The sequence below is a fragment of the Microbacterium sp. LEMMJ01 genome (assembly GCF_002114135.1).
Taxonomy (GTDB): domain Bacteria; phylum Actinomycetota; class Actinomycetes; order Actinomycetales; family Microbacteriaceae; genus Microbacterium.
The window spans coordinates 1-23,857 of the sequence record NZ_NCTV01000036.1 but is presented as its reverse complement, the minus strand read 5'-3'; the positions used below and the strand labels follow the sequence as shown (position 1 = coordinate 23,857).

17 protein-coding genes are annotated in these 23,857 nt (G+C 70.7%); 7 read left to right on the top strand and 10 right to left on the bottom strand.

Translation table 11 applies throughout. From position 1 onward, the window contains the following. Nucleotides 1-22 precede the first annotated feature (22 nt). The 3 genes from gatB to gatC are packed head-to-tail and all read right to left on the bottom strand — an operon-like array spanning nucleotide 23 to nucleotide 3,350. Complete coding sequence (gatB, locus tag B7W94_RS14990) at nucleotides 23-1,537, bottom strand: Asp-tRNA(Asn)/Glu-tRNA(Gln) amidotransferase subunit GatB (protein WP_085607439.1); 1,515 nt, start codon at nucleotides 1,535-1,537, stop codon at nucleotides 23-25. Continuing rightward, a complete protein-coding gene (gene gatA, locus B7W94_RS14985; protein WP_085607437.1) occupies nucleotides 1,537-3,054 on the bottom strand; it encodes an Asp-tRNA(Asn)/Glu-tRNA(Gln) amidotransferase subunit GatA in 1,518 nt (505 codons plus the stop codon). The genes gatB and gatA overlap by 1 nt, the downstream gene beginning before the upstream one ends. After that, the gene (gene gatC, locus B7W94_RS14980; RefSeq protein WP_025103377.1) at nucleotides 3,051-3,350 is read right to left on the bottom strand and encodes an Asp-tRNA(Asn)/Glu-tRNA(Gln) amidotransferase subunit GatC; all 300 of its coding nucleotides are present in this window, start codon (nucleotides 3,348-3,350) and stop codon (nucleotides 3,051-3,053) included. Before gatC ends, gatA begins: the two co-directional genes overlap by 4 nt. Before the next feature lie 64 nt (nucleotides 3,351-3,414). Between gatC and B7W94_RS14975 the strand changes: the two genes are divergently transcribed. Genes B7W94_RS14975 through B7W94_RS14965 form a run of 3 tightly spaced genes read left to right on the top strand, consistent with a single transcriptional unit; the run spans nucleotide 3,415 to nucleotide 7,500 of the window. Next, entirely contained in the window at nucleotides 3,415-5,115 is a 1,701-nt protein-coding gene (locus tag B7W94_RS14975) for a long-chain-fatty-acid--CoA ligase (RefSeq protein ID WP_085607435.1), read from the top strand. Between the two features lie 46 nt (nucleotides 5,116-5,161). Then, a complete protein-coding gene (locus B7W94_RS14970; RefSeq protein WP_441338633.1) occupies nucleotides 5,162-7,009 on the top strand; it encodes a DEAD/DEAH box helicase in 1,848 nt (615 codons plus the stop codon). 11 nt (nucleotides 7,010-7,020) lie between these two features. After that, the gene (locus tag B7W94_RS14965) at nucleotides 7,021-7,500 is read left to right on the top strand and encodes a GNAT family N-acetyltransferase (protein ID WP_085607431.1); all 480 of its coding nucleotides are present in this window, start codon (nucleotides 7,021-7,023) and stop codon (nucleotides 7,498-7,500) included. 3 nt (nucleotides 7,501-7,503) lie between these two features. On the opposite strand, the gene ligA is transcribed toward B7W94_RS14965, so the two are convergent. Genes ligA through B7W94_RS14950 form a run of 3 tightly spaced genes read right to left on the bottom strand, consistent with a single transcriptional unit; the run spans nucleotide 7,504 to nucleotide 12,140 of the window. Beyond that, a complete protein-coding gene (ligA, locus tag B7W94_RS14960; RefSeq protein ID WP_085607429.1) occupies nucleotides 7,504-9,819 on the bottom strand; it encodes an NAD-dependent DNA ligase LigA in 2,316 nt (771 codons plus the stop codon). Nucleotides 9,820-9,857: 38 nt separating this feature from the next. Continuing rightward, nucleotides 9,858-10,955 (bottom strand): tRNA 2-thiouridine(34) synthase MnmA, encoded by a 1,098-nt coding sequence (gene mnmA / locus B7W94_RS14955; protein WP_085607427.1) that lies wholly within the window; start codon nucleotides 10,953-10,955, stop codon nucleotides 9,858-9,860. 9 nt (nucleotides 10,956-10,964) lie between these two features. Next, entirely contained in the window at nucleotides 10,965-12,140 is a 1,176-nt protein-coding gene (locus B7W94_RS14950) for a cysteine desulfurase family protein (RefSeq protein WP_085607425.1), read from the bottom strand. A gap of 101 nt (nucleotides 12,141-12,241) precedes the next feature. Here B7W94_RS14950 and glgX point away from each other — a divergent pair, with 101 nt between their 5' ends. From glgX to glgB, 3 genes are all read left to right on the top strand, one after another. After that, nucleotides 12,242-14,314 carry a glycogen debranching protein GlgX gene (gene glgX, locus B7W94_RS14945; RefSeq protein ID WP_085607423.1) on the top strand — a complete coding sequence of 691 codons (2,073 nt, stop codon included), beginning with the start codon at nucleotides 12,242-12,244 and terminating at the stop codon, nucleotides 14,312-14,314. Between the two features lie 64 nt (nucleotides 14,315-14,378). Next, on the top strand, nucleotides 14,379-16,448 hold the full coding sequence (locus B7W94_RS14940; RefSeq protein WP_085607421.1) for an alpha-1,4-glucan--maltose-1-phosphate maltosyltransferase: 2,070 nt from the start codon (nucleotides 14,379-14,381) through the stop codon (nucleotides 16,446-16,448). Continuing rightward, nucleotides 16,445-18,646 carry a 1,4-alpha-glucan branching protein GlgB gene (glgB, locus tag B7W94_RS14935; RefSeq protein WP_139833339.1) on the top strand — a complete coding sequence of 734 codons (2,202 nt, stop codon included), beginning with the start codon at nucleotides 16,445-16,447 and terminating at the stop codon, nucleotides 18,644-18,646. The genes B7W94_RS14940 and glgB overlap by 4 nt, the downstream gene beginning before the upstream one ends. Before the next feature lie 38 nt (nucleotides 18,647-18,684). On the opposite strand, the gene B7W94_RS14930 is transcribed toward glgB, so the two are convergent. Next, nucleotides 18,685-19,623, bottom strand: a complete 939-nt coding sequence (locus B7W94_RS14930) for a tetratricopeptide repeat protein (protein ID WP_085607419.1) — start codon at nucleotides 19,621-19,623, stop codon at nucleotides 18,685-18,687. Further along, nucleotides 19,620-21,566 carry a glycosyl transferase gene (locus B7W94_RS18155; protein ID WP_172400134.1) on the bottom strand — a complete coding sequence of 649 codons (1,947 nt, stop codon included), beginning with the start codon at nucleotides 21,564-21,566 and terminating at the stop codon, nucleotides 19,620-19,622. The genes B7W94_RS14930 and B7W94_RS18155 overlap by 4 nt, the downstream gene beginning before the upstream one ends. Before the next feature lie 178 nt (nucleotides 21,567-21,744). Here B7W94_RS18155 and B7W94_RS14920 point away from each other — a divergent pair, with 178 nt between their 5' ends. Beyond that, a complete protein-coding gene (locus B7W94_RS14920) occupies nucleotides 21,745-22,806 on the top strand; it encodes an AI-2E family transporter (RefSeq protein ID WP_025103365.1) in 1,062 nt (353 codons plus the stop codon). Nucleotides 22,807-22,824: 18 nt separating this feature from the next. On the opposite strand, the gene B7W94_RS14915 is transcribed toward B7W94_RS14920, so the two are convergent. Beyond that, nucleotides 22,825-23,541, bottom strand: a complete 717-nt coding sequence (locus B7W94_RS14915) for an alpha/beta hydrolase (RefSeq protein WP_085607415.1) — start codon at nucleotides 23,539-23,541, stop codon at nucleotides 22,825-22,827. Between the two features lie 2 nt (nucleotides 23,542-23,543). Beyond that, a complete protein-coding gene (locus B7W94_RS14910) occupies nucleotides 23,544-23,831 on the bottom strand; it encodes a hypothetical protein (protein ID WP_085607413.1) in 288 nt (95 codons plus the stop codon). Between the last annotated feature and the right edge of the window lie 26 nt (nucleotides 23,832-23,857).

Genomic DNA, 23,857 nt, shown 5'->3' with positions numbered 1-23,857 from the left:
CATGGAGGCCCAGGGGCGAGAATCACTGCGCGGCGCGCTCGAGGATGAGTTCGCGGACGCGGGCGGCGTCGGCCTGGCCCTTCATGGCCTTCATGACCGCACCGATGATGGCACCCGCGGCCTGGACCTTGCCGTCCTGGATCTTGGCCATCACATCGGGCTGTGCGGCGAGAGCCTCGTCGATCGCCGCGATGAGCGCACCGTCGTCCGAGACCACGGCGAGACCGCGTGCGTCGACGACCTCCTGCGGCGTGCCCTCACCGGCGATCACGCCCTCCAGCACCTGGCGTGCGAGCTTGTCGGTCAGCGTCCCGGCGTCGACGAGCTGCTGCAGCGCCGCGACGTTCTCCGGGCTGACGAGGTCGACCGCGTCCTTCTCCTGCGCATTGGCGAGGCGGGTGATCTCCCCCGTCCACCACTTCCGTGCCGCGGCCGGCGTGGCCCCGGCGGCGATCGTGGCCTCGACGACGTCGAGCAGACCGCCGTTGCGCACGTCCTGGAACTCCAGCGGGGTGAAGCCCCACTCGTCCATGAGCCGGCGCCGACGGGCGACGGGCTGCTCGGGCAGGGCGGCGCGCAGCTCCTCGATCAGCGCGCGCGGCGGCCGCACCGGAAGCAGATCCGGCTCGGGGAAGTACCGGTAGTCGTCGGCGTCCGACTTCGGACGTCCGGGAGAGGTCGTCCCGGTGTCCTCGTGCCAGTGCCGGGTCTCCTGGATGATGGTGCCGCCGTCGGCGAGGATCTGCGCCTGACGCTGGATCTCGTACCGCACCGCGCGCTCCACGGATCGCATGGAGTTGACGTTCTTCGTCTCCGTGCGCGTGCCGAGCTTCTCCTCACCCCGACGACGGAGCGAGACGTTGGCGTCGCACCGCAGGTTGCCGCGCTCCAGCCGAGCCTCGGAGATGCCGAGTCCGCGGACGATGTCGCGGATCGCGGCGACGTACGCCTTGGCGACCTCGGGAGCCCGGTGATCGGTGTCGAAGATCGTCTTCGTCACGATCTCGACGAGCGGGACGCCGGCGCGGTTGTAGTCGACGAGCGAGTACTCGGCGCCCTGGATCCGGCCGGTCGAGCCGCCCATGTGCGTGAGCTTGCCGGCGTCCTCCTCCATGTGCGCGCGCTCGATCGGGATCGTCACCATGGTGCCGTCCTCGAGCTCCACCTCGACCGACCCCTCGAAGGCGATCGGCTCGTCGTACTGGGAGATCTGGTAGTTCTTGCCCAGGTCCGGGTAGAAGTAGTTCTTCCGGGCGAACCGGCTGGACTCCGCGATTGAGCAGCCGAGCGCGAGGCCGAGGCTGATCGACGAGCGGATGGCCGTCTCGTTGACGACCGGCAGCGCACCGGGCAGTCCCAGGTCGACCGGGGCGATCAGCGTGTTCGGCTCCGCCGCGTGGTACGCCTCGTTCGCGGGGTTGGGAGCGTCGGAGAACATCTTCGTGTTCGTGTTGAGCTCGACGTGCACCTCGAAACCGAGGACGGGCTCGAACAGCTCGAGCGCCTTGTCGAAGTCCATGAGCGTGGCGGCGGCCATCAGCGCGCGCCTCCTTCCAGCTGAGGGGCACGGGACAGCAGCGGCGCGCCCCAGGAGTCCACGAGCAGCGTCGCGAGGGCGGCACCCACCCGGTAGAGGCGGGCGTCCTCCCGCGCCGGCGCGAGGAACTGGATGCCGACGGGCAGCCCGTCGTCGTCCGAGAGACCGCTGGGGATCGAGATGCCGGGGACGCCGGCGAGGTTCGCCGGGATCGTCGTGATGTCGTTCAGGTACATCTGCAGCGGGTCGTCGATCTTCTCGCCGAGCTTGAAGGCCGTGGTCGGGGCCGACGGCGTGGCGATGACGTCGACATCGGCGAAGGCCGCGGCGAAGTCCTGCTGGATCAGCGTGCGGACCTTCTGCGCGCTGCCGTAGTACGCGTCGTAGTATCCCGCCGACAGCGCGTAGGTGCCGAGGATGATGCGGCGCTTGACCTCGTCGCCGAAACCGGCGTCGCGCGTGGCGGACATCACGTCCTCCACCGTGGGGTTGCCCGCCGGGGTGACCCGGAGACCGAAGCGGACCGAGTCGAACTTGGCCAGGTTGCTCGAGGCCTCGGCCGGGAGGATCAGGTAGTAGGCGGCGACGCCGTACTCGAAGTGCGGTGCACCGATCTCGACGATCTCCGCACCCTGCGCTTCCAGCAGGGCCAGGGCGCTGCGGAAGGAGGCCGCAACCCCCGGCTGGAAACCGCTGTCGGGAAGCTCGCGGATGACGCCGACACGGAGGCCCTTGAGGCCGTCCCCGCGCGCACCCTCGCGTGCGGCCGCGGCGAAGGACGGCCACTGCTCGTCGAGCGACGTGGAGTCCTTCGGGTCGTGCCCGCCGATCGCGTCGTGCAGCAGACCGGCATCGAGGACGGTGCGGGTGACGGGGCCGACCTGGTCGAGGCTCGACGCCAGCGCGATCGCGCCGTAGCGGCTGACACCGCCGTAGGTCGGCTTCACGCCGACCGTGCCGGTCACGTGCGCAGGCTGACGGATCGATCCGCCGGTGTCGGAACCGAGGGCGAGCGGGGCCTCGAAGGCGGCGACGGCGGCGGCGGAGCCCCCACCCGAGCCGCCGGGGATCCGGTCGAGGTCCCAGGGGTTGCGGGTCGGGCCGTAGGCGGAGTGCTCCGTCGAGGAGCCCATTGCGAACTCGTCCATGTTCGTCTTGCCGAGTGGGATGAGTCCGGCGGCACGGGAGCGGGCCACGACCGTCGCGTCGTACGGCGAGCGGTACCCCTCGAGGATCCGCGAGCCGCTCGTGGTCGGCTGATCCGTCGTGACGAGCACGTCCTTGATCGCGAGCGGGACACCGGCGATCGGCCCGAGGTCCTCCCCCGCGGCGCGACGGGCGTCGATCTCGGCCGCCGCGTCGAGCGCGTGCTCGTTGACGTGCAGGAACGCATGGACGTCGCCGTCGACCTGGGCGATGCGGTCGAGGTGCGCCTGCGTGGCCTCGACGCTGGAGACCTCCCGCGTCGCGAGCTTGTCGGCGAGCTCCGCCGCGGTCAGCCGGATGATGTCGCTCACTGCTCTTCTCCCAGGATCGCGGTGACGCGGAACCGGCCGTCGGCCTGATCCGGGGCGTTCTGCAGCACCTGCTCGTGCGTGAGCGTCTCGCCGACCACGTCGGGACGGAACACGTTGCTCAGCGGGATCGGGTGGCTCGTCGCGGCGACATCGGCGGTCGCGACCTCGGACACCTTGGCGATGTTGTCGACGATGGCGTCGAGCTGGCCCGTGAGCCGCGTCACCTCGTCGTCGTTCAGCTGGATGCGCGCGAGCACGCCGAGATGGCGCACAAGATCAGGGGTGATTTCAGACACGCCCCCAGTCTAGTTGGCGAGCCGCCCGCCGCTCGGCGCGGCGCGGCCCGCCTAAGCTGGGCGCGTGAGCACGTTCCAGCCCCCTCGCCCGTGGATCGCCAGCTACGCCGACGGCGTTCCGGAGGACCTCGCCCCCGTCAGCGGCTCCCTCGTGGACATCGTCGCCGCGTCGGCGCGGGACTATCCCGATGCCCCCGCCCTGCAGTTCTTCGGCAGGGAGACCACCTATGCGCAGCTGCAGGAGGCGATCGATCGCGCCGCCGCGGGGCTCCGGGATCTCGGCGTCCGTGCGGGCGATCCCGTCGCGATCGTCTTGCCGAACTGCCCGCAGCACATCGTCGCGTTCTATGCCGTGCTGCGTCTCGGTGCGGTCGTGGTCGAGCACAACCCGCTCTACACCCCTCGCGAGCTGCGCAAGCAGTTCGAGGACCACGGCGCCAAGCACGCGATCGTCTGGAACAAGGTCGTCGCGACGGTGCAGGAGTTCCCGAGCGACCTCGCCGTCTCGACTCTCATCTCGGTCGACGTGACGCGAGCGATGCCGGCCCTCACCCGCTTCGCCCTCCGGCTGCCGGTCGCGAAGGCGAGAGAGTCGAGGGCGGCGCTGACCGAGCGCGTCCGCGGCACCGTGCTGTGGGAGTCGGTGGTGGCCAGCACCCCGATCCCCGCCTCGCATCCTCAGCCCGATACCGACGACCTGGCGATCATCCAGTACACGTCCGGCACGACCGGCACACCGAAGGGCGCCGCCCTCACTCACCGCAACCTCCTCGCCAATGCCGCCCAGTCCCAAGCCTGGGTGCCGTCGATCCAGCGCGGCAAGGGCTGCGTCGTGTACGCCGTGCTGCCGATGTTCCATGCGTACGGGCTGACACTCTGCCTCACCTTCGCCATGTCGATGGGCGCGCGTCTGGTGCTGTTCCCGAAGTTCGACCCGGACCTCGTGCTCGACGTCGTCAAGAAGCATCCGGCGACGTTCCTCCCGCTCGTGCCGCCCATCGCCGACCGGCTGCTCGCGGCCGCCAACGCCAAGGGCGTCTCCCTCGACGGCATCGAGGTCGCGATCTCCGGGGCCATGGCCCTGCCGCACGAGCTCGTCGTCCCGTTCGAGGCCGCAACGCACGGCTACCTCGTCGAGGGCTACGGGCTGAGCGAGTGCTCGCCCGTCCTCATGGCGAACCCGGTCGCCGACAACCGGGTTCCCGGCACCGTGGGACTCCCTCTCCCGGGCACGGAGTGCCGCGTCGTCGATCCGGAGAATCCCACCGAGGATGTGCCGGGGGGCTCCGCCGGGGAGCTCATCGTGCGGGGTCCTCAGGTCTTCTCCGGCTACTACGGCAAGCCCGAGGAGACCGAGGCCGTGTTCGTCGACGGCTGGTACCGGACCGGCGACATCGTCACGATCGATGACGCCGGCTTCGTCCGCATCGTCGACCGCATCAAGGAGCTCATCATCACCGGCGGCTTCAACGTCGCCCCGACCGAGGTGGAGAACGCGCTGCGCCAGCATCCGTCGGTGGCGGACGCCGCGGTCGTCGGACTGCCCAGCGACCACTCGGGCGAGGAGGTCGTCGCGGCGATCGTCGTCGACCCCGGAGCCGATGTGGATGTGGAGGCGATCCGTGAGTACGCGCGGAGCATCCTCACCCCGTACAAGGTGCCGCGCCGCGTCTTCGTCGTCGACGAGCTGCCGAAGTCGCTGATCGGGAAGGTGCTCCGCCGGCAGGTGAAGGAGAAGCTGCTCGCCCTCACGTCGGGGGTCTGAGCCGGCCCCACAGGAAGAGGGGGGCCGGGCGCGCTACCCTTGGGAAGTGACCCCTGAAGAAGTGACCCCCGCCGACGCCCCCGACGAGTCCCCTGCCACCCCCGGATTCGAGGACCTCGGCATCACCGGGCCGGTCCTCAAGGCCATCAAGGATCTCGGCTACGAGACCCCGTCGCCCATCCAGGCCGCGACCATCCCCACCCTCCTCGCCGGCCGCGATGTCGTCGGCATGGCGCAGACCGGAACCGGCAAGACCGCCGCCTTCGCCCTGCCCGTGCTGGAGCGGCTCGACGTCGCGCAGAAGACGCCGCAGGCCCTCGTCCTCGCCCCGACCCGTGAGCTCGCGCTGCAGGTCTGCGAGGCGTTCGAGTCCTACGCCTCCCGCATGAAGGGCGTGCACGTGCTGCCCGTCTACGGCGGTCAGGGATACGGTGTGCAGCTGTCCGCCCTCCGCCGCGGCGTGCACGTCGTGGTCGGCACCCCCGGCCGCATCATGGACCACCTGGCCAAGGGCACCCTCGACCTCTCCGAGCTCCAGTACCTCGTGCTGGACGAGGCGGACGAGATGCTGAAGATGGGCTTCGCGGAGGACGTCGAGCAGATCCTCGCTCAGACCCCCGAGGAGAAGCAGGTCGCCCTGTTCTCCGCCACGATGCCCGCGCAGATCCGCCGCCTCGCGCAGCAGTACCTCCGCGACCCGGAGGAGATCACGGTCAAGTCCAAGACCGCGACCAACACGAACATCACCCAGCGCTACCTCGTCGTCTCGTATGCGCAGAAGGTGGACGCGCTGACCCGCATCCTCGAGGTGGAGAACTTCGACGGGATGATCGTCTTCGTCCGCACGAAGAACGAGACCGAGACCCTGGCCGAGAAGCTCCGCGCCCGCGGGTACTCCGCCGCCGCGATCAACGGTGACGTGCCGCAGGTGCAGCGCGAGCGCAGCGTCAATCAGCTCAAGGACGGGAAGCTCGACATCCTCGTCGCGACGGACGTCGCCGCCCGCGGACTCGACGTCGAGCGCATCAGTCACGTCGTCAACTTCGACATCCCCACCGACACCGAGTCGTACGTGCACCGCATCGGACGGACCGGGCGGGCCGGGCGGACGGGCGACGCGATCAGCTTCATCACCCCGCGCGAGCGCTACCTGCTCAAGCACATCGAGAAGGCGACGCGGCAGCAGCCCACGCAGATGCAGCTGCCGAGCACCGAGGACGTGAACACGACGCGACTCGCCCGCTTCGACGACGCCATCACGACCGCACTGTCGGAGACGTCGCGCATCGACGCGTTCCGCGACATCATCGCCCACTACGTCCGGCATCATGACGTGCCGGAGGGCGACGTCGCGGCCGCTCTCGCCGTGGTCGCCCAGGGCTCCACGCCGCTGCTCCTCGACCCCGCAGACGACGCCCTGTCGCAGGCGGTCGCCGCCGACAACCGCCCGCAGCGCGAGCGGCAGACGCGGGAGCCCCGGGAACCCCGGGAGCGTCGCAGCCGGGGCGACTACACCCCGTACCGCATCGAGGTGGGTCGGCGGCACCGCGTCGAGCCGCGGCAGATCGTGGGCGCGCTCGCGAACGAGGGCGGTCTGGGCCGCGACGACTTCGGCGCGATCAACATCCGTCCCGACTTCTCGATCGTCGAGCTCCCGGCGAACCTCGACCCCGCCGTCCTCGACAAGCTCCGCGATACGCGCATCTCCGGACGGCTGATCGAGATCGCTCCTGACCGCGGTCCCGGCGCACGGCGGGGCTCGTCCTCGCGCGACGGCGACGGCCGCGGCCGGCCGGCCCGCTACGACCGGAGCGACCGCCGCGACCGTGACGAGCGCCCGCCGCACCGCGACCGCGAGGAGAAGCCTTTCCGGAAGCCCCGCCACAAGGCCTGAGCGGACCGACGATGCGCATCGACCGCGCCGGCAGGGAGGATCTCGCCGCGCTCGCCCAGCTCAAGTGGGAGGACGTGCCCGCGGACCTGACGGCCGGTCGATCGCTCGACGCCTTCACCGCCGAGCTGGGCGACTGGTGGCGGGCCCACGACCGCACCCACGTGGCCTTCGTCGCGCGGCGCGATGACGACGACCGCATCGTCGGCGCGACGTGGGTCGCCCTCGTGCCCCGCGTGCCGCGGCCGGGCGCTCCGCACCGCCTCTCCGCGGACATCCAGAGCGTCTTCGTCCTTCCCGAACATCGCGGACGAGGAGCGGGCCGCGGTCTCGTCGCCGCGGCTTGCGCCCACGCCGTCTCCGTCGGCGCCGAACGGATCACCGTGCATTCGAGCGAGGCAGCCGTCGGGCTCTATCAGGAGCTGGGGTTCGCGGACTCCCCACGGCTGCGGCAGTTCCTCGCTCCCACCACGGCGGCGCCGGAGAACGCCTGATCCTCAGTCCAGCGCCGCGGGCCCCTCGTTGACCAGGACGTGGAACTGCGCGGCGTCGAGGATGCGGACGCCGAGCTCCTCCGCCTTCGCGAGCTTGGAGCCGGCTCCCGGCCCCGCGGCCACGAAGTCCGTCTTCTTGGACACGCTCGAGGCCGCCTTTCCGCCAGCCTTGATGATCGCCTCCTGCGCCCCCTCGCGGGTGTACCCGTCGAGGGATCCCGTCGCCACCACGGTGAGTCCCTCCAGCACTCCCCCGGCCGCGACCGCCGCTCCCGGGCCGGGGTGACCCGGCGTCGCCCACTGCACGCCCGCATCAGTCCACTGGCGGACGATCTCCTGGTGCCAGTCGACGTCGAACCACGCGAGCAAGGAGTCCGCGATGATGCCGCCCACGCCCTCGACCGCGGCGAGCTCTTCCCGCGATGCCTCCCGGATCGCGTCGAGCGACCCGAACCACTGCGCGAGCGCCCGCGCAGCGACCGGTCCGACGTGACGGATGTTGAGCGCGACGAGGAGCCGCCAGAGGTCTTTGGTCTTCGCCTTCTCCAGCTCCGCGAGCAGGGTCAGCGCCTGGGAAGACGGCTGCGGACCCTCCAGACCCGACTTCTTCTCGGCCGCGGTCGGGTTGCGTCGGAACGGCGCGCGGGTCTTCACGAGGCCGTCCTCGTCCTCGCGCGGCAGACCCGTCTCCGCATCGCGCACGACGACCTCGATCGGCACGAGCTGCTCCAGGGTCAGGGCGAACAGGCCCGCCTCCGTCACCAGGGGAGGCTCCGCCGGACTCGTGGGCTGGGTCAGCGCCGCCGCCGTCACCTCGCCCAGGGCCTCGACATCGAGGGCTCCCCGCGAGCCGATGTGCTCGACGCGTCCGCGCACCTGGGCGGGGCACGACCGGGCGTTCGGGCACCGGAGGTCGATGTCCCCCTCCTTCATGGCGCGCAACGGCGTGCCGCACTCGGGGCAGTCGGCGGGCATGACGAACTCCCGCTCGGTCCCGTCCCGCTTCTCGACCACCGGGCCGAGCACCTCGGGGATCACGTCGCCCGCCTTGCGCAGCACCACGGTGTCGCCGATGAGAACGCCCTTGGCCTTCACCACGTCCTTGTTGTGGAGCGTGGCCTGACGGACCACGGATCCGGCGACGTGCGCCGGCGCCATCACCGCGAAGGGCGTCGCGCGACCGGTGCGACCGACGGAGACGACGATGTCGAGCAGCTTCGTCTGCACCTCCTCCGGCGGGTACTTGTAGGCGATCGCCCAGCGGGGCGCCCGGCTCGTCGCTCCCAGTTCGTCATGCAGGTCGAGCTCGTCGACCTTGACCACGATGCCGTCGAGCTCGTGCTCGATGTCGTGCCGATGCTCGCCGTAGTGCTCGACGAAGGCGACCACGTCGTCGATGCTGCGGCACACCTTCGTGTGCGGACTCGTCGGCAGCCCCCAGGCGGCCAGCAGCTCGTAGACCTGGCTCTGGGCCGCGACCGGCGGGTTCGTCCAGGCACCGATGCCGTGCACGTACAGCGCGAGCGACTCGATGCGCAGCAGACCCGCTTCCAGCTCCAGGCCGTCCTTCTTGTCGATCTGCTGACGCAGGCCGCCACTGGCCGCGTTGCGGGGATTCGCGAAGGCCGGGAAACGCCGTGCCGCCGCGGTGCGCGCCTTCTCCTCGTCGAACGGCTTCTTCGCGCCGCCCCTGGCCTCCCAGCGCGCGAGGGCGTCCGCGTACGCGCGGTCTCGGAACGCCGCCTGCGCTGCGTTCAGCCGCTCGAACGTGGCGACGGGGATGAAGACCTCTCCGCGCACCTCGACGATCGGCGGGTGCCCCTCCCCGGCGAGCCGTTCCGGGATCTCGGGGAGTCGGAGCGCGTTCTCGGTGACGATCTCGCCGACGCGCCCGTCGCCACGGGTCGCGGCCGACGTCAGCACGCCGTCCTCGTACCGCAGGTTGATCGCGAGGCCGTCGATCTTGAGCTCGGTCAACCAGTCGACGTCACGCCCGGCGGCGGCGCGCGTCTTCTGCGCCCACTCGCGCAGCTCCTCGATCGAGAAGACGTTGTCGAGGCTGAGCATGCGCTCGGCGTGCTCGATGGTCGCGAGCCCCGTCGCCTCGGCCGCGCCGACCATCTGCGTGGGCGAGTCCTGTCCCTGCAGCTCGGGGTGCAGGCGCTCGAGCTCTTCCAGGCGCCGCATCCAGCCGTCGTACGTGGCATCGTCGACGAGCGACGTGTCACGCCCGTAGTACGCGTCCTTCGCCTCGAGGATGCGGGTCGTCAGCTCCTCCGCCTCGCGGCGGGCGTCTTCCAGTGAGATGTTCTCCGGCACTCCGTCAGTCTAGGAGCGGCGACCGACATCCGCCCGGATCAGACGCCGACGGGGACCGCGGAGACGGTCGCATCGATCGTGAACTGCCCGAGCACGCGCGTGCCGATGTAGAGCACGGCGGTCTGCCCCGGGGCGACGCCGTCCAGGGGCGTGTCCGGGACGACGCGGACGCCCTCGGCCGTCACCGTGGCCGTGGCGGGCACCGGCTCGGCATGCGCGCGGATCTGGACGTCGCACGCGAACGACGACGAGGTCGGCGCGGCGCCGGCCCAGCTGAACCGCTCCCCCGCGATCTCGGCGATCGCCAGGGCCTCCTTCGGGCCGACGACCACCGTGTTGGACACGGGGCGCACCTCGAGCACGAAGCGCGGCTTGCCGTCCGCCGCCGGGACGCCGAGCTTGAGTCCGCGCCGCTGACCGACCGTGAACGCATGAGCACCCTCGTGCGCACCGACGACGGCACCGGAGCGGTCGACGATCTCACCGGTGGCCGTGCCGACCTTCTCGGCCAGCCAGCCCCGGGTGTCCCCATCCGGGATGAAGCAGATGTCGTGGCTGTCCGGCTTCTGGGCGACGCTGAGACCGCGCTGTTCCGCCTCCGCCCGCACTTGCGCTTTCGACGGCGTGGTGCCCAGGGGGAAGTAGGTGTGCGCGAGCTGGTCGGCCGTGAGGACGCCGAGCACGTAGGACTGGTCCTTCGCGTTGTCCGAGGCCCGGTGCAGCTCGAGTCCCGCCGGGCCGTCGACGAGGGTCGCGTAGTGCCCGGTGCACACGGCGTCGAAACCGAGCTCAAGGGCGCGCTCCAGCAGGGCGGCGAACTTGATCTTCTCGTTGCACCGCATGCACGGGTTCGGCGTCCGACCCGCACGGTACTCGGCGACGAAGTCGTCGATCACGTCGTCGCGGAACCGCTCCGAGAAGTCCCACACATAGAAGGGGATGCCGAGGAGGTCGGCGGCGCGACGCGCGTCGAGGGCGTCCTCGATCGTGCAGCAGCCGCGGCTGCCGGTGCGCAGGGTCCCGCCGGCGCGGGAGAGCGCGAGGTGCACGCCGACCACATCGTGCCCCGCCTCGACGGCCCGGGCGGCCGCGACGGCGGAGTCCACACCACCGCTCATGGCCGCAAGGATTCGCATGGGTCCAGTCTACGAGCGCTCGGCTGCACGGGCCCCGGATGCCCGTGCGTAGGCTTCTCCGATCACCGCCAGCACCGCATCCACATCGGCGTCGGTGGACGTGCGCCCGAGGGAGAATCGCAGCACGCTCCGGGCGTCCGCCTCACTGCGCCCCATCGCCATCACGACGTGCGAAGGCTCGGCGACCCCCGCCTGACACGCGGAGCCCGTGGAGGCCGAGACGCCGGCCACGTCCAGCAGGAACAGCAGGCTCTCTCCCACCGCACCGGGGAAGAGCAGATGGGCGGTACCCGGAAGACGGTGATCGGGATCGCCCAGGAGCTCGGCCGCCGGCACCCGCGCACGGATGCCCTCGACCAGGCGGTCGCGCAGACCGCCCACCCGGACCCTCTCGGCGGACCGCTCCCGTTCGGCGAGTTCGAGCGCCGTCGCCAGCGCCGCCGCTCCCGGCACGTCCTGCGTGCCCGCACGCAGACCCCGCTGCTGGCCCCCGCCCCGCAGGAGCGGGGTCAGCCGGGCGGACCGGGCCACCACCAGCGCGCCGACGCCGACCGGTGCGCCGACCTTGTGTCCGGCGACGCTGAGCGCCACGAGACCCACGCCGTCGTCCGCGCGGCCGCGGAGGTCCCGGAAGGACAGCGGCAGATGCCCGAGAGCGGCGACGGCGTCGAGGTGCAGGGGTACACCGGCGTCGGCCGTGGCCGCCGCCAGCGCGGGCGCACCGTTGATCGTCCCGGTCTCGTTGTTCGCGACGAGCGCGGTCGCGAACGCGGCCCCCGGCAGGGCCGCGGCGAAGCGATCCTCGTCGATGCGCGCGTGGGCCGACACGGGCACGGCCCGCACCTCGGCACCGTCGGCCACCAGGGCTGCGACCGTGTCCATCGTCGCGTGATGCTCGCCGTCCGGCACCACGACAGCGGTCGTCTCCGGACGACGCGAGTGCCACAGTCCCTGGAGGGCGAGGTTGATGGATTCCGTCCCACCGGAGGTCAGCACCACCTCGATGGGATCGGACCCGAGGACCGCGGCGATCCGCTCCCGTGACTCCTCCAGCACCCGGCGCGCGTCCTGCCCCGCTCCATGCGTCGACGACGCGTTGCCGACGATGACCGACGCCTCCAGCCACGCGTCCCTGGCCTCCGGGCGCAACGGGGTCGTCGCCGCGTGGTCGAGATAGTGCCGCATGCTTCGATTCTCCCCGATCCGCGCCCCGAGCGGTCCGTCTGCGCGTGAGACCGGGTGCGTCCTGTCATGAGACTGAAATGCAACACGTTTAGGGTGTATCCATGTCTTCGTCCCCCGACTCCGTCGTGCCCGGTGGGGCGATCCTCGACAACCTCGGCGTCCGGCTGCACGACGGCGTCGGCACGCTGCGGGTCTGGTCGCAGAACGCCTCCGCCGTCGAGCTCGTCGTCTTCGACGCGACGGACCTCGACTGGGTCGTCGACCAGGCTCCGCTCGAACGGCGGCCCGGAGGCGTCTGGGAGATCACGACGCCGTTGCTGCAGCCCGGAGTCCGCTACGCGCTCCGCGTCGAGGGTCCGCACGGGCCCGGCAACACGTTCAACCCGGAGACGCTGCTCCTCGACCCGTATGCGCGAGGCCTCGCCCAGGGACACGGCTACCAGGAATGGCGAGCCGTGGTCATCGAGGACGGCTTCGACTGGGGCGGCTCCACGAAGCCGCGGATCCCCGCCGACCGGACGCTGATCTACGAGGGCCACCTGAAGGGACTGACCAAGCGGCACCCCGACATCCCGCCCGCGCTGCACGGCACCTACGCGGGCCTCGCGCATCCGGCCATGATCGCGTACCTCCGCACGCTCGGGGTGACGTCGGTGGAGCTGCTCCCCGTCCACGCCTTCGTCCCGGAGCCGCGGCTGCTGGAGCGGGGGCTGACGAACTACTGGGGGTACAACACCCTGAATTTCTTCACGCCCCACGCCGCCTACGCGACGGAAGACGCCAGGAAACGGGGCCCCGAGGCGATCATCGCCGAGTTCAAGGGCATGGTGCGTCTGCTGCACGAGGCCGGCCTCGAGGTGATCCTCGACGTCGTGTACAACCACACGTCGGAGGAGGGCATCGGCGGGCCGCGCTCCAGTCTCCGCGGTATCGACAACGCGCGGTACTACCGACAGGACGACGCGGGCGTCTACATCGACACCACGGGATGCGGCAATACGCTCAACACGGCCACCGACGCGGGCGCACGACTGGTGCTGGACTCGCTCCGGTACTGGGCCGAGGAGATGCAGATCGACGGCTTCCGCTTCGACCTGGCGACGGCGATCGCGCGCGACGGCGCTCACGCCTACACTCCGGATCATCCGCTGCTGCAGGCGATCGCCGCCGACCCCGTCCTCGCGGACACCAAGCTCATCGCGGAGCCCTGGGACGTCGGACTGGGCGGCTGGCAGACGGGCAACTTCCCTGCGGGGTGGCACGAGTGGAACGACCGGTACCGCGACCGCGTGCGCAACTTCTGGCTGAGCGACATCGACTACGCACGACGAGCCTCGGCGCCGGTCGGCATCGGCGGCTTCGCCACCCGGCTCGCCGGATCGTCCAACACCTTCAGCGAGGACCGCGGACCCCTCGCGAGCATCAACTTCGTCACGGCGCACGACGGGTTCACGCTGCACGACCTCGTGTCGTACGACGTCAAGCACAACGAGGCCAACGGCGAGCACAATCGCGACGGCGCCGACCTGAACCGCTCGTTCAACCACGGCGTCGAGGGACCGACCGACGATCCCGCGATCCTCACCGCCCGGCGCAAGGCCATGCGCAACCTGCTCGGCACCCTCCTCCTCTCGGCCGGCATCCCGATGCTCACCGCCGGGGACGAGGTGGGGCGGTCCCAGCGCGGCAACAACAACGCCTACGCGCAGGACTCGCCGCTGTCCTGGCTCTCCTGGGAGTTCGAGCCTTGGCAGGACGACCTCCGGGCCCACGTCGCGCGCCTCGCCCGGTTGCGCGAGGAGAATCCGGCGCTGCGGCCGAGTCGGTATGCGCGCCTCGGCGAGCACATCCCGAACGCCTCGGTCATGGACTGGTACGACCAGGACGGTGCGACCATGGAACCGGGGCAGTGGACCGATCCCGGCAATCGCACGCTGCAGTACGTCGCCGCCTCCACACCGGACAAGGAACCCGCCAACCGCATCCTCCTGATCGTGCACGGGACGGAGGCGCCGATCGACGTGCGGCTCCCGGAGGAGATCGAGGGTGCCAGCCGATTCGTCTCCCTCTGGTCGAGCACCGACGAGCGCCCGTCGGAGGCCGAGGAGACGTACGCTCCGGGTGACGTGCTGCCGATCCCCGGCACATCCATGCGCCTGTTCCGGGTGGTGTGATAGCACGGTTCGGCGCCGGGGTCGAGCGGTAGGTTCCGACAGGGCCGAGCGGTAGATTCGGCATGTGACTGCTCGTGCTGGAACCCGACCCACGGCTCTGCGGAGCCCCGTTCAGATCCCGACGCGCGCCGTCAACGCCGACCAGCCCGGAGCTCTTCGGACCACCCGGATCCCGCTGCTGGACGGCACGCCGGTGGTTCCGGGAGGCTTCCCCGCCAAGGCGTTCGCGGGCGAGGTCGTCCCCTTCCGCGTCGTGGCGTTCCGCGAAGGGCACGACCTCATCGGCGTGCACGTGCGACTGACCTCACCGGCCGGCGAAGAGAGCCTGCACCGGCTCACGGCGCTCGCCGACGGCACCGATCGCTGGGAGGCGGAGATCGCCCTCGATGCGGAGGGTCTCTGGCGGTATCGCTTCGAGGCGTTCTCCGACGACTTCGCTACCTGGGCGCACGCCGCGCACGTGAAGATCGCCGCCGGGGTGGACGTCCCCGTGATGGCCGCCCTCGGAGCCGAGCTCCTGCAGCGGGCGGCTGCCGAGAAGGACCGCCCCGCAGCGCAGCGCACGCGCCTCAGGACCTGGGCGGAGGAACTCCGGGCCGGCGACCCCGTCGTCGCCGCCGAACGGGCCGTGGACCCCGACCTCGCGGCGATCTTCCGCGATCGCCCCGTCACGACGCTCCGTTCCGCCTCCGCGGAGCAGCTCCTCCGCGTGGAGCGCACCCGCGCCGGAGTCGGCGCCTGGTACGAGTTCTTCCCGCGGTCGGAGGGAGCCCGCCGCCTCAAGGACGGAACGGTCCGCAGCGGCACGTTCCGTACTGCAGCGAAGCGCCTGCCCGAGGTCGCCAGGATGGGCTTCGACGTGATCTACCTCGTCCCCGTGCATCCCATCGGCACGACCAACCGCAAGGGTCGCAACAACACCCTCGTCGCCGAGGCCGGGGACCCGGGCTCGCCGTACGCCATCGGAGCGGCGGAGGGCGGGCACGATGCGATCCACCCTGACCTCGGCACCCCGCAGGACTTCCGCGCCTTCGTGCGGGCCGCGCGGAAGGAGGGACTGGAGGTCGCCCTCGACCTCGCGCTGCAGGCCTCTCCCGACCACCCCTGGGTGCGCGACCACCCGGAGTGGTTCACCACCCTCCCCGACGGCACGATCGCGTACGCCGAGAACCCGCCGAAGAAGTACCAGGACATCTACCCGCTGAACTTCGACAACGACCCGGAGGGGATCGCCGCCGAGATGCTCCGGATCGTCCGGCACTGGGTGGCGGAGGGGGTTCGGATCTTCCGCGTGGACAACCCGCACACCAAGCCGCTGCAGTTCTGGGAGTGGCTGATCGCGACGGTGAACGAGACGGATCCCGACGTGATCTTCCTGGCCGAGGCGTTCACCCGACCGGCGGTGATGCGCGCGCTCGCCGCGGTGGGCTTCCAACAGAGCTACAGCTACTTCACGTGGCGCAACACCAAGGCGGAGCTGGAGGAGTTCCTCACGACGATCTCCCACGAGACGGCCGACTACATGCGCCCGAACCTCTTCGTCAACACGCACGACATCCTCACCGAATACCTCCAGTTCGGCGGACGCGCGGCCTACCGGATCCGCGCCTGCATCGCTGCCACCGCGGGCCCCGTGTACGGCGTGTATGCGGGATACGAACTCATCGAGAACGTGGCCCGCCCGGGTTCCGAGGAGAACATCGACAACGAGAAGTACGAGTACAAGTTCCGCGACTGGGCGGGGGCCGAGGAACGCGGGGAATCGCTGGCTCCGCTCCTGCGGCGGCTGAACGAGATCCGCGCGGCGCATCCGGCCCTGCGGCAGCTGCGCAACCTCGAGCTGCACTGGAGCGACGATGACGCCATCCTCGTGTTCAGCAAGCATCTCGACGCCGCCTTCACCGGAACCGGGCGGCCGGACACGCTCATCGTCGTCGCGAACGTCGACCCGCACTCGGTGCGCGAGACCACCGTCCATCTCGACACCACACGCTGGGGCGTCCCCCTGGGTGAGAGCTACGAGGTGGAGGACCTGCTCACGGGCAGCGTCTGGACCTGGACCGATCACAACTACGTCCGGCTCGACGCCTTTGCCGAGCCGGTCCACATCCTGAAGGTGAGGGAGCGCGCATGAGCGGCATCGACGACACCGCGAACGCCGACTGGGAGGCCGTGGCGGAAGGGCGGCACCACGCGCCGCACGCCGTGCTCGGCGCCCACCCAGCGAAGGATGCGGCGGATCGCACTGTCACCGTGATCCGGGCTCGCCGTCCGCTCGCCGAGACGGTGGAGGCCGTCTTCGACGACGGCAGCCGCCTGACGCTCACCCACGTCGCGCACGGGGTGTGGGAGGGCACGCATCCGGGACCGCCGCTCCCCTACCGCCTCGCGACGCGCTACCGCGGCGAGGAGGAGAGCGTCGCGGGCGACCCGTACCGTCACGCGCCGACCCTCGGCGACCTGGACCTTCATCTGATCGCCGAAGGCCGGCACGAGCGGCTGTGGGAAGCGCTGGGAGCCCATCCCCGCACGCAGGGCGACGAGCAGGGCGTGTCCTTCGCCGTCTGGGCGCCCGATGCCACGGCCGTCCGTGTGGTGGGCGATCACAACGGCTGGAACGGTGAGAGTCACGCCATGCGCTCGCTCGGCGCGAGCGGCGTCTGGGAGCTCTTCATCCCCGACCTCCCCGTCGGCACCCGCTACAAGTTCGAGATCCGGACGCGGAGCGGCAGCTGGATCCTCAAGGCCGACCCGATGGCGTTGGCGGCGCAGGTGCCGCCGGAGACCGCCTCCGTCGTGACGGCGTCGTCCTACGTCTGGGAGGACGGCGCGTGGATGACCCGTCGTGCCGCCACGCATGCCGTCGCGCAGCCGCTGGCGGTGTACGAGGTGCACGTCGGCTCCTGGCGCGGCGGCCTGGGCTACCGCGACATGGCGGATCCGCTGATCGCGCACGTGCAGGAGACGGGGTTCACGCACGTCGAGTTCATGCCGCTCGCCGAGCATCCGTTCGGCGGATCCTGGGGATACCAGGTCAGCGGCTACTACGCGCCGACGAGCCGGTACGGCTCCCCCGACGACCTGCGCTACCTCATCGACCGCCTGCACCAGGCCGGCATCGGCGTCATCATGGACTGGGTGCCGGGCCACTTCCCCAAGGACGACTTCGCCCTGGCGCGCTTCGACGGTCAGCCCCTGTACGAGCACCCCGACCCCCGGCGCGGAGAGCACCAGGACTGGGGCACGCTCATCTTCGACTACGGTCGTCCCGAGGTCCGCGGCTTCCTCGTCGCCAACGCGCTGTACTGGCTCGAGGAGTTCCACGTCGACGGTCTGCGCGTCGACGCCGTCGCCTCGATGCTCTACCTCGACTACTCGCGCCGCGAGGGTGAGTGGGAGCCGAACATCCACGGCGGACGCGAGAACCTCGAGGCGATCCGCTTCCTCCAGGAGGTCAACGCCACCGCCTACCGCCTGCACCCCGGGATCCTCATGATCGCCGAGGAGTCCACGAGCTTCCCCGGTGTCACCGCGCCGACGGATCACGCCGGCCTCGGGTTCGGGTTCAAGTGGAACATGGGGTGGATGAACGACTCGCTGCAGTACATCGGCAGAGACCCGATGTACCGGGCGCACCACGAGGGCGAGATGACGTTCTCGTTCGTCTACGCGTTCGGCGAGAACTACGTGCTGCCGATCAGTCACGACGAGGTCGTGCACGGCAAGGGCAGCCTGCTGTCGAAGATGCCCGGCGACCACTGGCACAAGCTCGCGAACGTCCGCGCCTACCTCGCGTACATGTGGGGGCATCCGGGCAAGAAGCTGCTGTTCATGGGTCAGGAGTTCGGACAGCTCGCCGAGTGGTCGGAGGGGCGCGAGCTGGACTGGTGGCTCCGCGACCAGCCTTCGCACGCCCAGCTCCAGGACTTCGTCGCCGCGATGAACGGGGTGTACCGGGCGCAGGCACCGCTCTGGGAGCGCGACAGCGACGGCTCGGGGTTCACGCGGCTCGGGGCACCGAGCTGGGATCCGTCCGTGATCGCCTTCGAACGGCGGGACGCGCACGGCGGCCGTCTGGTCGTGGTCAGCAACTTCGCCGGCGTGGAGCGCACCGGGTACCGCCTGGGATTGCCGCGCCCCGGCGTCTGGCAGGAGATCCTGAACTCCGATGCCGACGTCTACGGCGGACGCGGTTCCGGCAACCTCGGGATGGTGGTCGCCGAATCCGGAGACGGGGGCACGGCGACGGCCTCGATCACGCTGCCGGCCCTGTCCACGCTGTGGCTCCGCCATCAGCCGGAGCCGCACGTCCCCACCGTGAACAACGGCTGACGGGGGTCTGCGCGGGGGCGTTCCCCCGCGCAGACCGCTCAGAAGAGCAGCGAGGAGAGCCGGTTGCGGGCCGCGATCACGCGCGGGTCTCCGGCTCCGATGAGACCGAAGAGCTCGACGAGGCGCTCGCGCACAGGCGTCCGCTGATCCGACGGCAGCTGCGCGAACAGGTCGAGCAGACGGCCGAACGCGTCGTCGACGTGTCCGCCGGCGAGGTCCAGATCGGCGACGTCGAACTGCGCCTGCACATCCTGCGGTGCGGCGGCGGCTGCTGCGCGCGCGGCCTGGAGGTCGAGCCCCTGCACGCGGTCGAGCAGGCGGACCTGACCGAGACCGGCGATGGCGTCCTCGTCGCGCGGGTTCTCGGCGAGGGCCTTCTCGTAGGCGGTGATGGCGGCCCGGTAGTCCCCGCGCTCGATCGCGGCGAAGGCCTCCGCGTGCAGCGGCGGCAGCTCGGGCTCGGCCGGGGCGGCGGCCTCGGCCGCCTCGCCCTCTCCGACGGGCAGCGACCCGGACACCCCGTTCTGCGCCGCTACCTGCAGCAGCTGCGCGAACACCTCGCGGACCTGCTGCTCCGGAACCGCGCCCGTGAACATGGGGACCGGCTGACCGGCGATGAGGGCGACGACCATCGGGATCGACTGCGCGCGGAAGCTCTGCGCGAGCTGCGGGTTGGCGTCGACGTCGACCTTGGCGAGGAGGACGCGTCCGCCCAGCTCACGGGTGACCTTCTCGATGATCGGGCTCAGCTGCTTGCACGGCCCGCACCACTCGGCCCAGAGGTCGACGACGACCGGCACCGTGCGGGAGAGCTCGAGCACCTGACCGAAGTTCTCGTCGGTCGCGTCGACGACGACATCCGTGACCGGAGATCCGGCGGGAGCGGTCGCCGAGCCGCCTGCCGGGGCGGCGGGGCGATGGCGCAGGCTGGACAGGTCGACGGCACCGCGCAGGGCGGCGGGAGAGATCTCGCTCACTTGATCACCTTCACGGACACGAGGTCCTGGCGCGACGCCAGGAGCCGGATCGGGTCGCTCGATCCCTGCGAGGGGACGGCGAAGAACAGCTGGAATGCATAGGTCGTCTCGGCGCCCTTGGCGGACTCGTTGGCACCGGTGAGGGCCTTGGCCTCCTCGTTGTCGCCGAAGCGGATCACCACATCGGACGAGGTGGGAGTGATCGTCTCGACGTCCAGCACGGAGACGGCGACGATGGCACCGCTGTCCAGGGTCGTCAGGGAGACCGGGTCCTCCTCCGTCGGCGTCATGTCGAAGGCCGCCGTCGAGGTCTCCGCGGCACCGGCGTCGGCCAGCCCCTGCACCAGGCTCTGGCGGCTGTCGGTGATCGACTTCGCGAGGTTGAGTGCCAGCTCGTCGAACTGCCCGTACGACTCGCTCTTCTCCCCGTTGTCGACGACGTCCGCGAAGGCGGCGGCGACCTCGTCCGGGGGCACCGACAGGAACGCGGAGTCCGCGGGGACGAGGGAGGTGCCGAGCCAGCTCGCCGCCACCTCGGGGAAGGCCGCGTCGGCGGACATCTCGGCCATGTTCGTCACCTTGTAGTTGGACCAGGGGTCCGCCTGCGTCATGGTGAGGACCACGGGCGGCACGCTGTCGTCGCCGGTGCTCTTCGAGAGCATGAGGACGGTGCGCGGCCAGCGGTCGGTCGCCTCCGGAAGCACGACCTCGACGTCGTCGGTCGGGATCGCCGCCGGTGCGGGGCGGTCGGGCAGCTTCTCCCGCAGGGCGTAGTCGGTGGTGCGGGTCGCCAAAGCGGTCCCGTCCAGGCGGGTCGCCGCGAGATCGAGGTCCTTCTCCTCGTCGGCCTTCACCAGCGTCTCGGAGATCTCCCCGAGGATGCGGTCGGCCTGCGTCTCGGTGACCGCCGGGGGTTTCTGGTTGTCGGGCGCGATGACGGTGGGGCTCGGCGACGGCGACGCAGAGGCATCCCCGAACTCCGGCCAGGACTCGGCGCTGCAGCCGGCGGCCAGCACCGCGGTCAGACCGAGCGCGGGCACGACGAGCAGACGCCGACGACGGCGCGGGCGCACACTCTGCATGGCGTTCTTCCCCTCCGTGGGCTTCTCGTCGACGACCTCCGCGTCCTCCGCGTCGTCCTTCCGCGCCGGAGTCTTCGGCTCCGTGCCGTCCGCGGCCTCCAGCGCCTCCCGCTCGGACGGCGGGAGCGCCGCCACGTCGATCGGCTGGGTCGTGGGCAGCGGCCCCGGCCCCTTCCGGCGCGGGCCGCGGCCACGGCGCTGGTGGCGGATCGCGAGCACGTAGAGCACGAGCCCCACCAGCAGCACGACTCCGCCCGCGACCATGAGCGGACCGGCGAGCGGGGTCCGCGTGTCCAGCGGCCAGGAGACGACGATGTCGTCCGGCGCGTCCTCGGTGCCGTCGTAGGCGATCAGCACGCTCGTCCCCTCGGGGAGCTGCATGGTGTCGGTGGAGAGGAAGTTCTTCTCGCTGAAGGAGTCGAGCCACAGGTCCGACCCGGCCGGATTGCGGCCGGCGGGCTCGGCGGACTCCTCGTCCTCCGGCGCGGGGGTCTCGGAGTCCTCCGGCGCGGGGGTCTCGTCCGACTCCTCCGGGTCCGGGGCCGCGACGTGCTCGACGAGGAGCTCGTCGTCGTCGCCGACCGAGACGTGGTTGTACTCCGCGTCAGAGAGCCACGCCTCCATGTCGGCCGTACGGCCGTAGCTCGCGAAGATCTCGCCCTCGCCGCGGATCAGCACCTTCTGCGCGCCCGGGTTCATCCGGAGCACATCGCCGTCCATCAGCACGTACGGAGCGGGCTCCTCGATGTCGACGCGGGCCTCCTGGGACGAAGGACCGACGAAGACGGTGCGTTGGGCGATCCCCGCACCGATCAGCACGGCAGCCAGCACGAAGGCCACGACGGCCCATACGAAACGCACGAATAGTCTCCTCACGCACCACGGCTTCCCGCCCGTGACGCCACACTCGACATTTCAGACTAGCGAAGTCACCTGTGTGTTGACCACGAGGCCCCTCCCCTGGCGACGCTGCGGCACGTCGGCGACGCGTCGTGGCCGGTCATGGGTAGCCTTGCTGCAGCCGTTCCGAGGAGTCTGCATGAAGATCCACAACCCGTTCCGCACCGCCCTCGTGGCGACACTCGGCGTGGGCCTCGGCATCGTGCTGATCAGCAGCGTGCAGACGCTGTCCACGGTGCTGCTCTACATCGGCACCGCTCTCTTCCTCAGCCTCGGGCTCGATCCGCTCGTCACGTTCCTCGAGCGACGGCGCCTGCCCCGGTGGCTCGCGGTCCTGGTCACGATCGTCGCCGTGCTGGCGGTCTTCAGCGGGATCGTGCTGATCGTCCTCCCGGTGCTGGTCGACCAGATCTCCCAGCTCATCGCGCAGATCACGGCGATCGTGCAGCGGGGAACCGCCATCGAGGACCTGCGCACGTGGATCCAGGAGACCTTCCCCAACCTCCGCGTCGACGACGTGTTCGCCTACGTCGAGGACTGGCTGGCGACAAACCTCGCCGAGATCGGCGGATCGATCGGTCAAGGCGTGCTCGTCGCCAGCGGGGCCGTGCTGAGCGGGGTGTTCGGCGCCTTCATCGTGCTCATCCTGACCATCTACCTCACGGCCTCCACCCCCTCGCTCAAGCGCGCGGTGTACCAGCTCGTGCCGGCGTCCAAGCGGGACCGCTTCATCGACCTCTCCGAGCAGATCACCGACTCCGTGGGCTACTACGTCATGGGGCAGGTCAGCCAGGGAGTCATCAACGGCATCCTCAGCGCCATCTACCTCACGATCATCGACGCGCCGTTCCCCGCCGTCCTCGCCGTCGTCGCCTTCTTCTTCTCGCTCATCCCCCTCGTCGGCACGTTGACGGGTTCGACGATCATCGTCCTCGTCTGCCTGATCCCCGGTCTCGGCTCCCCCGGCACGGCTCTCGCCGCGGCGATCTACTACCTCATCTACATGCAGATCGAGGCGTACGTGATCTCGCCGCGGATCATGAGCCGCGCCGTGTCGGTGCCCGGCGCCGTGGTGGTCGTGGCCGCCCTCGCCGGAGGAAGCCTGCTCGGTTTGCTCGGCGCGCTCATCGCGATCCCCGTGGCGGCCAGCATCCTCATCATCTACCGGCAGGTGCTGATCCCCCGCATGAACGAGCGGTGACCGGACCGTCGCTCCGCGTCAGCCCTCGACGGGCCAGTGCGTCGGCAGCGGCAGGGCCGACGGGTTGACCGCGGCGACGATCTCGGTGAGCACGCGCCTCGTCTGCGTCTCCCCCACCCACAGGTGCTTCCCGCCGTCGACGGCGATCAGCTGCGCGTGCGGGATGCTCGCGAACCGCTCCCGGGCCTCGGCGGGGCGCAGGTAGTCGTCCAGCTCGGGGACGAGGATGACGACGCGGTGGTCGGTCGTCCCCCAAGCGGCGACTTCCTCCGCCGTCGCGCGGTGCAGCGGCGGCGAGAGCAGGATGATGCCCTCGATGTCGTGGTCGGCGCCGTACTTCAGCGCGAGTTCCGTTCCGAACGACCAGCCGACGAGCCAGGGGCGAGGCAGTCCGCGGTCACGCACGAAGTCCATGGCGGCGGCGACGTCGAACTGCTCCGCAGCCCCACCGTCGAATGCGCCCTCGCTCGTGCCGCGCGGCGACGTCGTGCCGCGCGTGTTGAACCGCAGGACGGCGAGATCGGCCAGGGCAGGCAGGCGTGCGGACGCCTTGCGGATGATGTGCGAGTCCATGAAGCCGCCCGCCGTCGGCAGCGGATGCAGCGTCACCAGCGTGGCCACCGGGGCGGCCGTCTCGGGCACCGCCAGCTCGCCCACCAGCGTGAGCCCGTCTGCGGTGTACAGCTCGATGTCCTCACGCGTCGCGGGGAGCTCGAGCGGTCCGCGGATCTCCATGGTCATGCGATCCTCCAACAGGGGGTGTGCCAGTGTCTGCGGTCGGCCAGCGCCGCCGCCTCGCCGAGGATGCCATAAGCCCGCCAGGCGCAGAGCTGCGCCGTCCCGGGGTCGACGGACCGGCCGCAGCCTGGGCAGACGTAGGCCTTCTGCGCCTGGACGGCGGAGACCGGCTGGACCGTCCACTCCACGCCACGACGCACCTCGGTGCGCTTCCACCCGGCGAGGAGGCGATCGAACGAGGCCTCGCCCTCAGGGCGCGGGGGAGGAAGACGACGTGAGCGGGGCATGGTGCCGGCTCACCACCAGTGGTTGG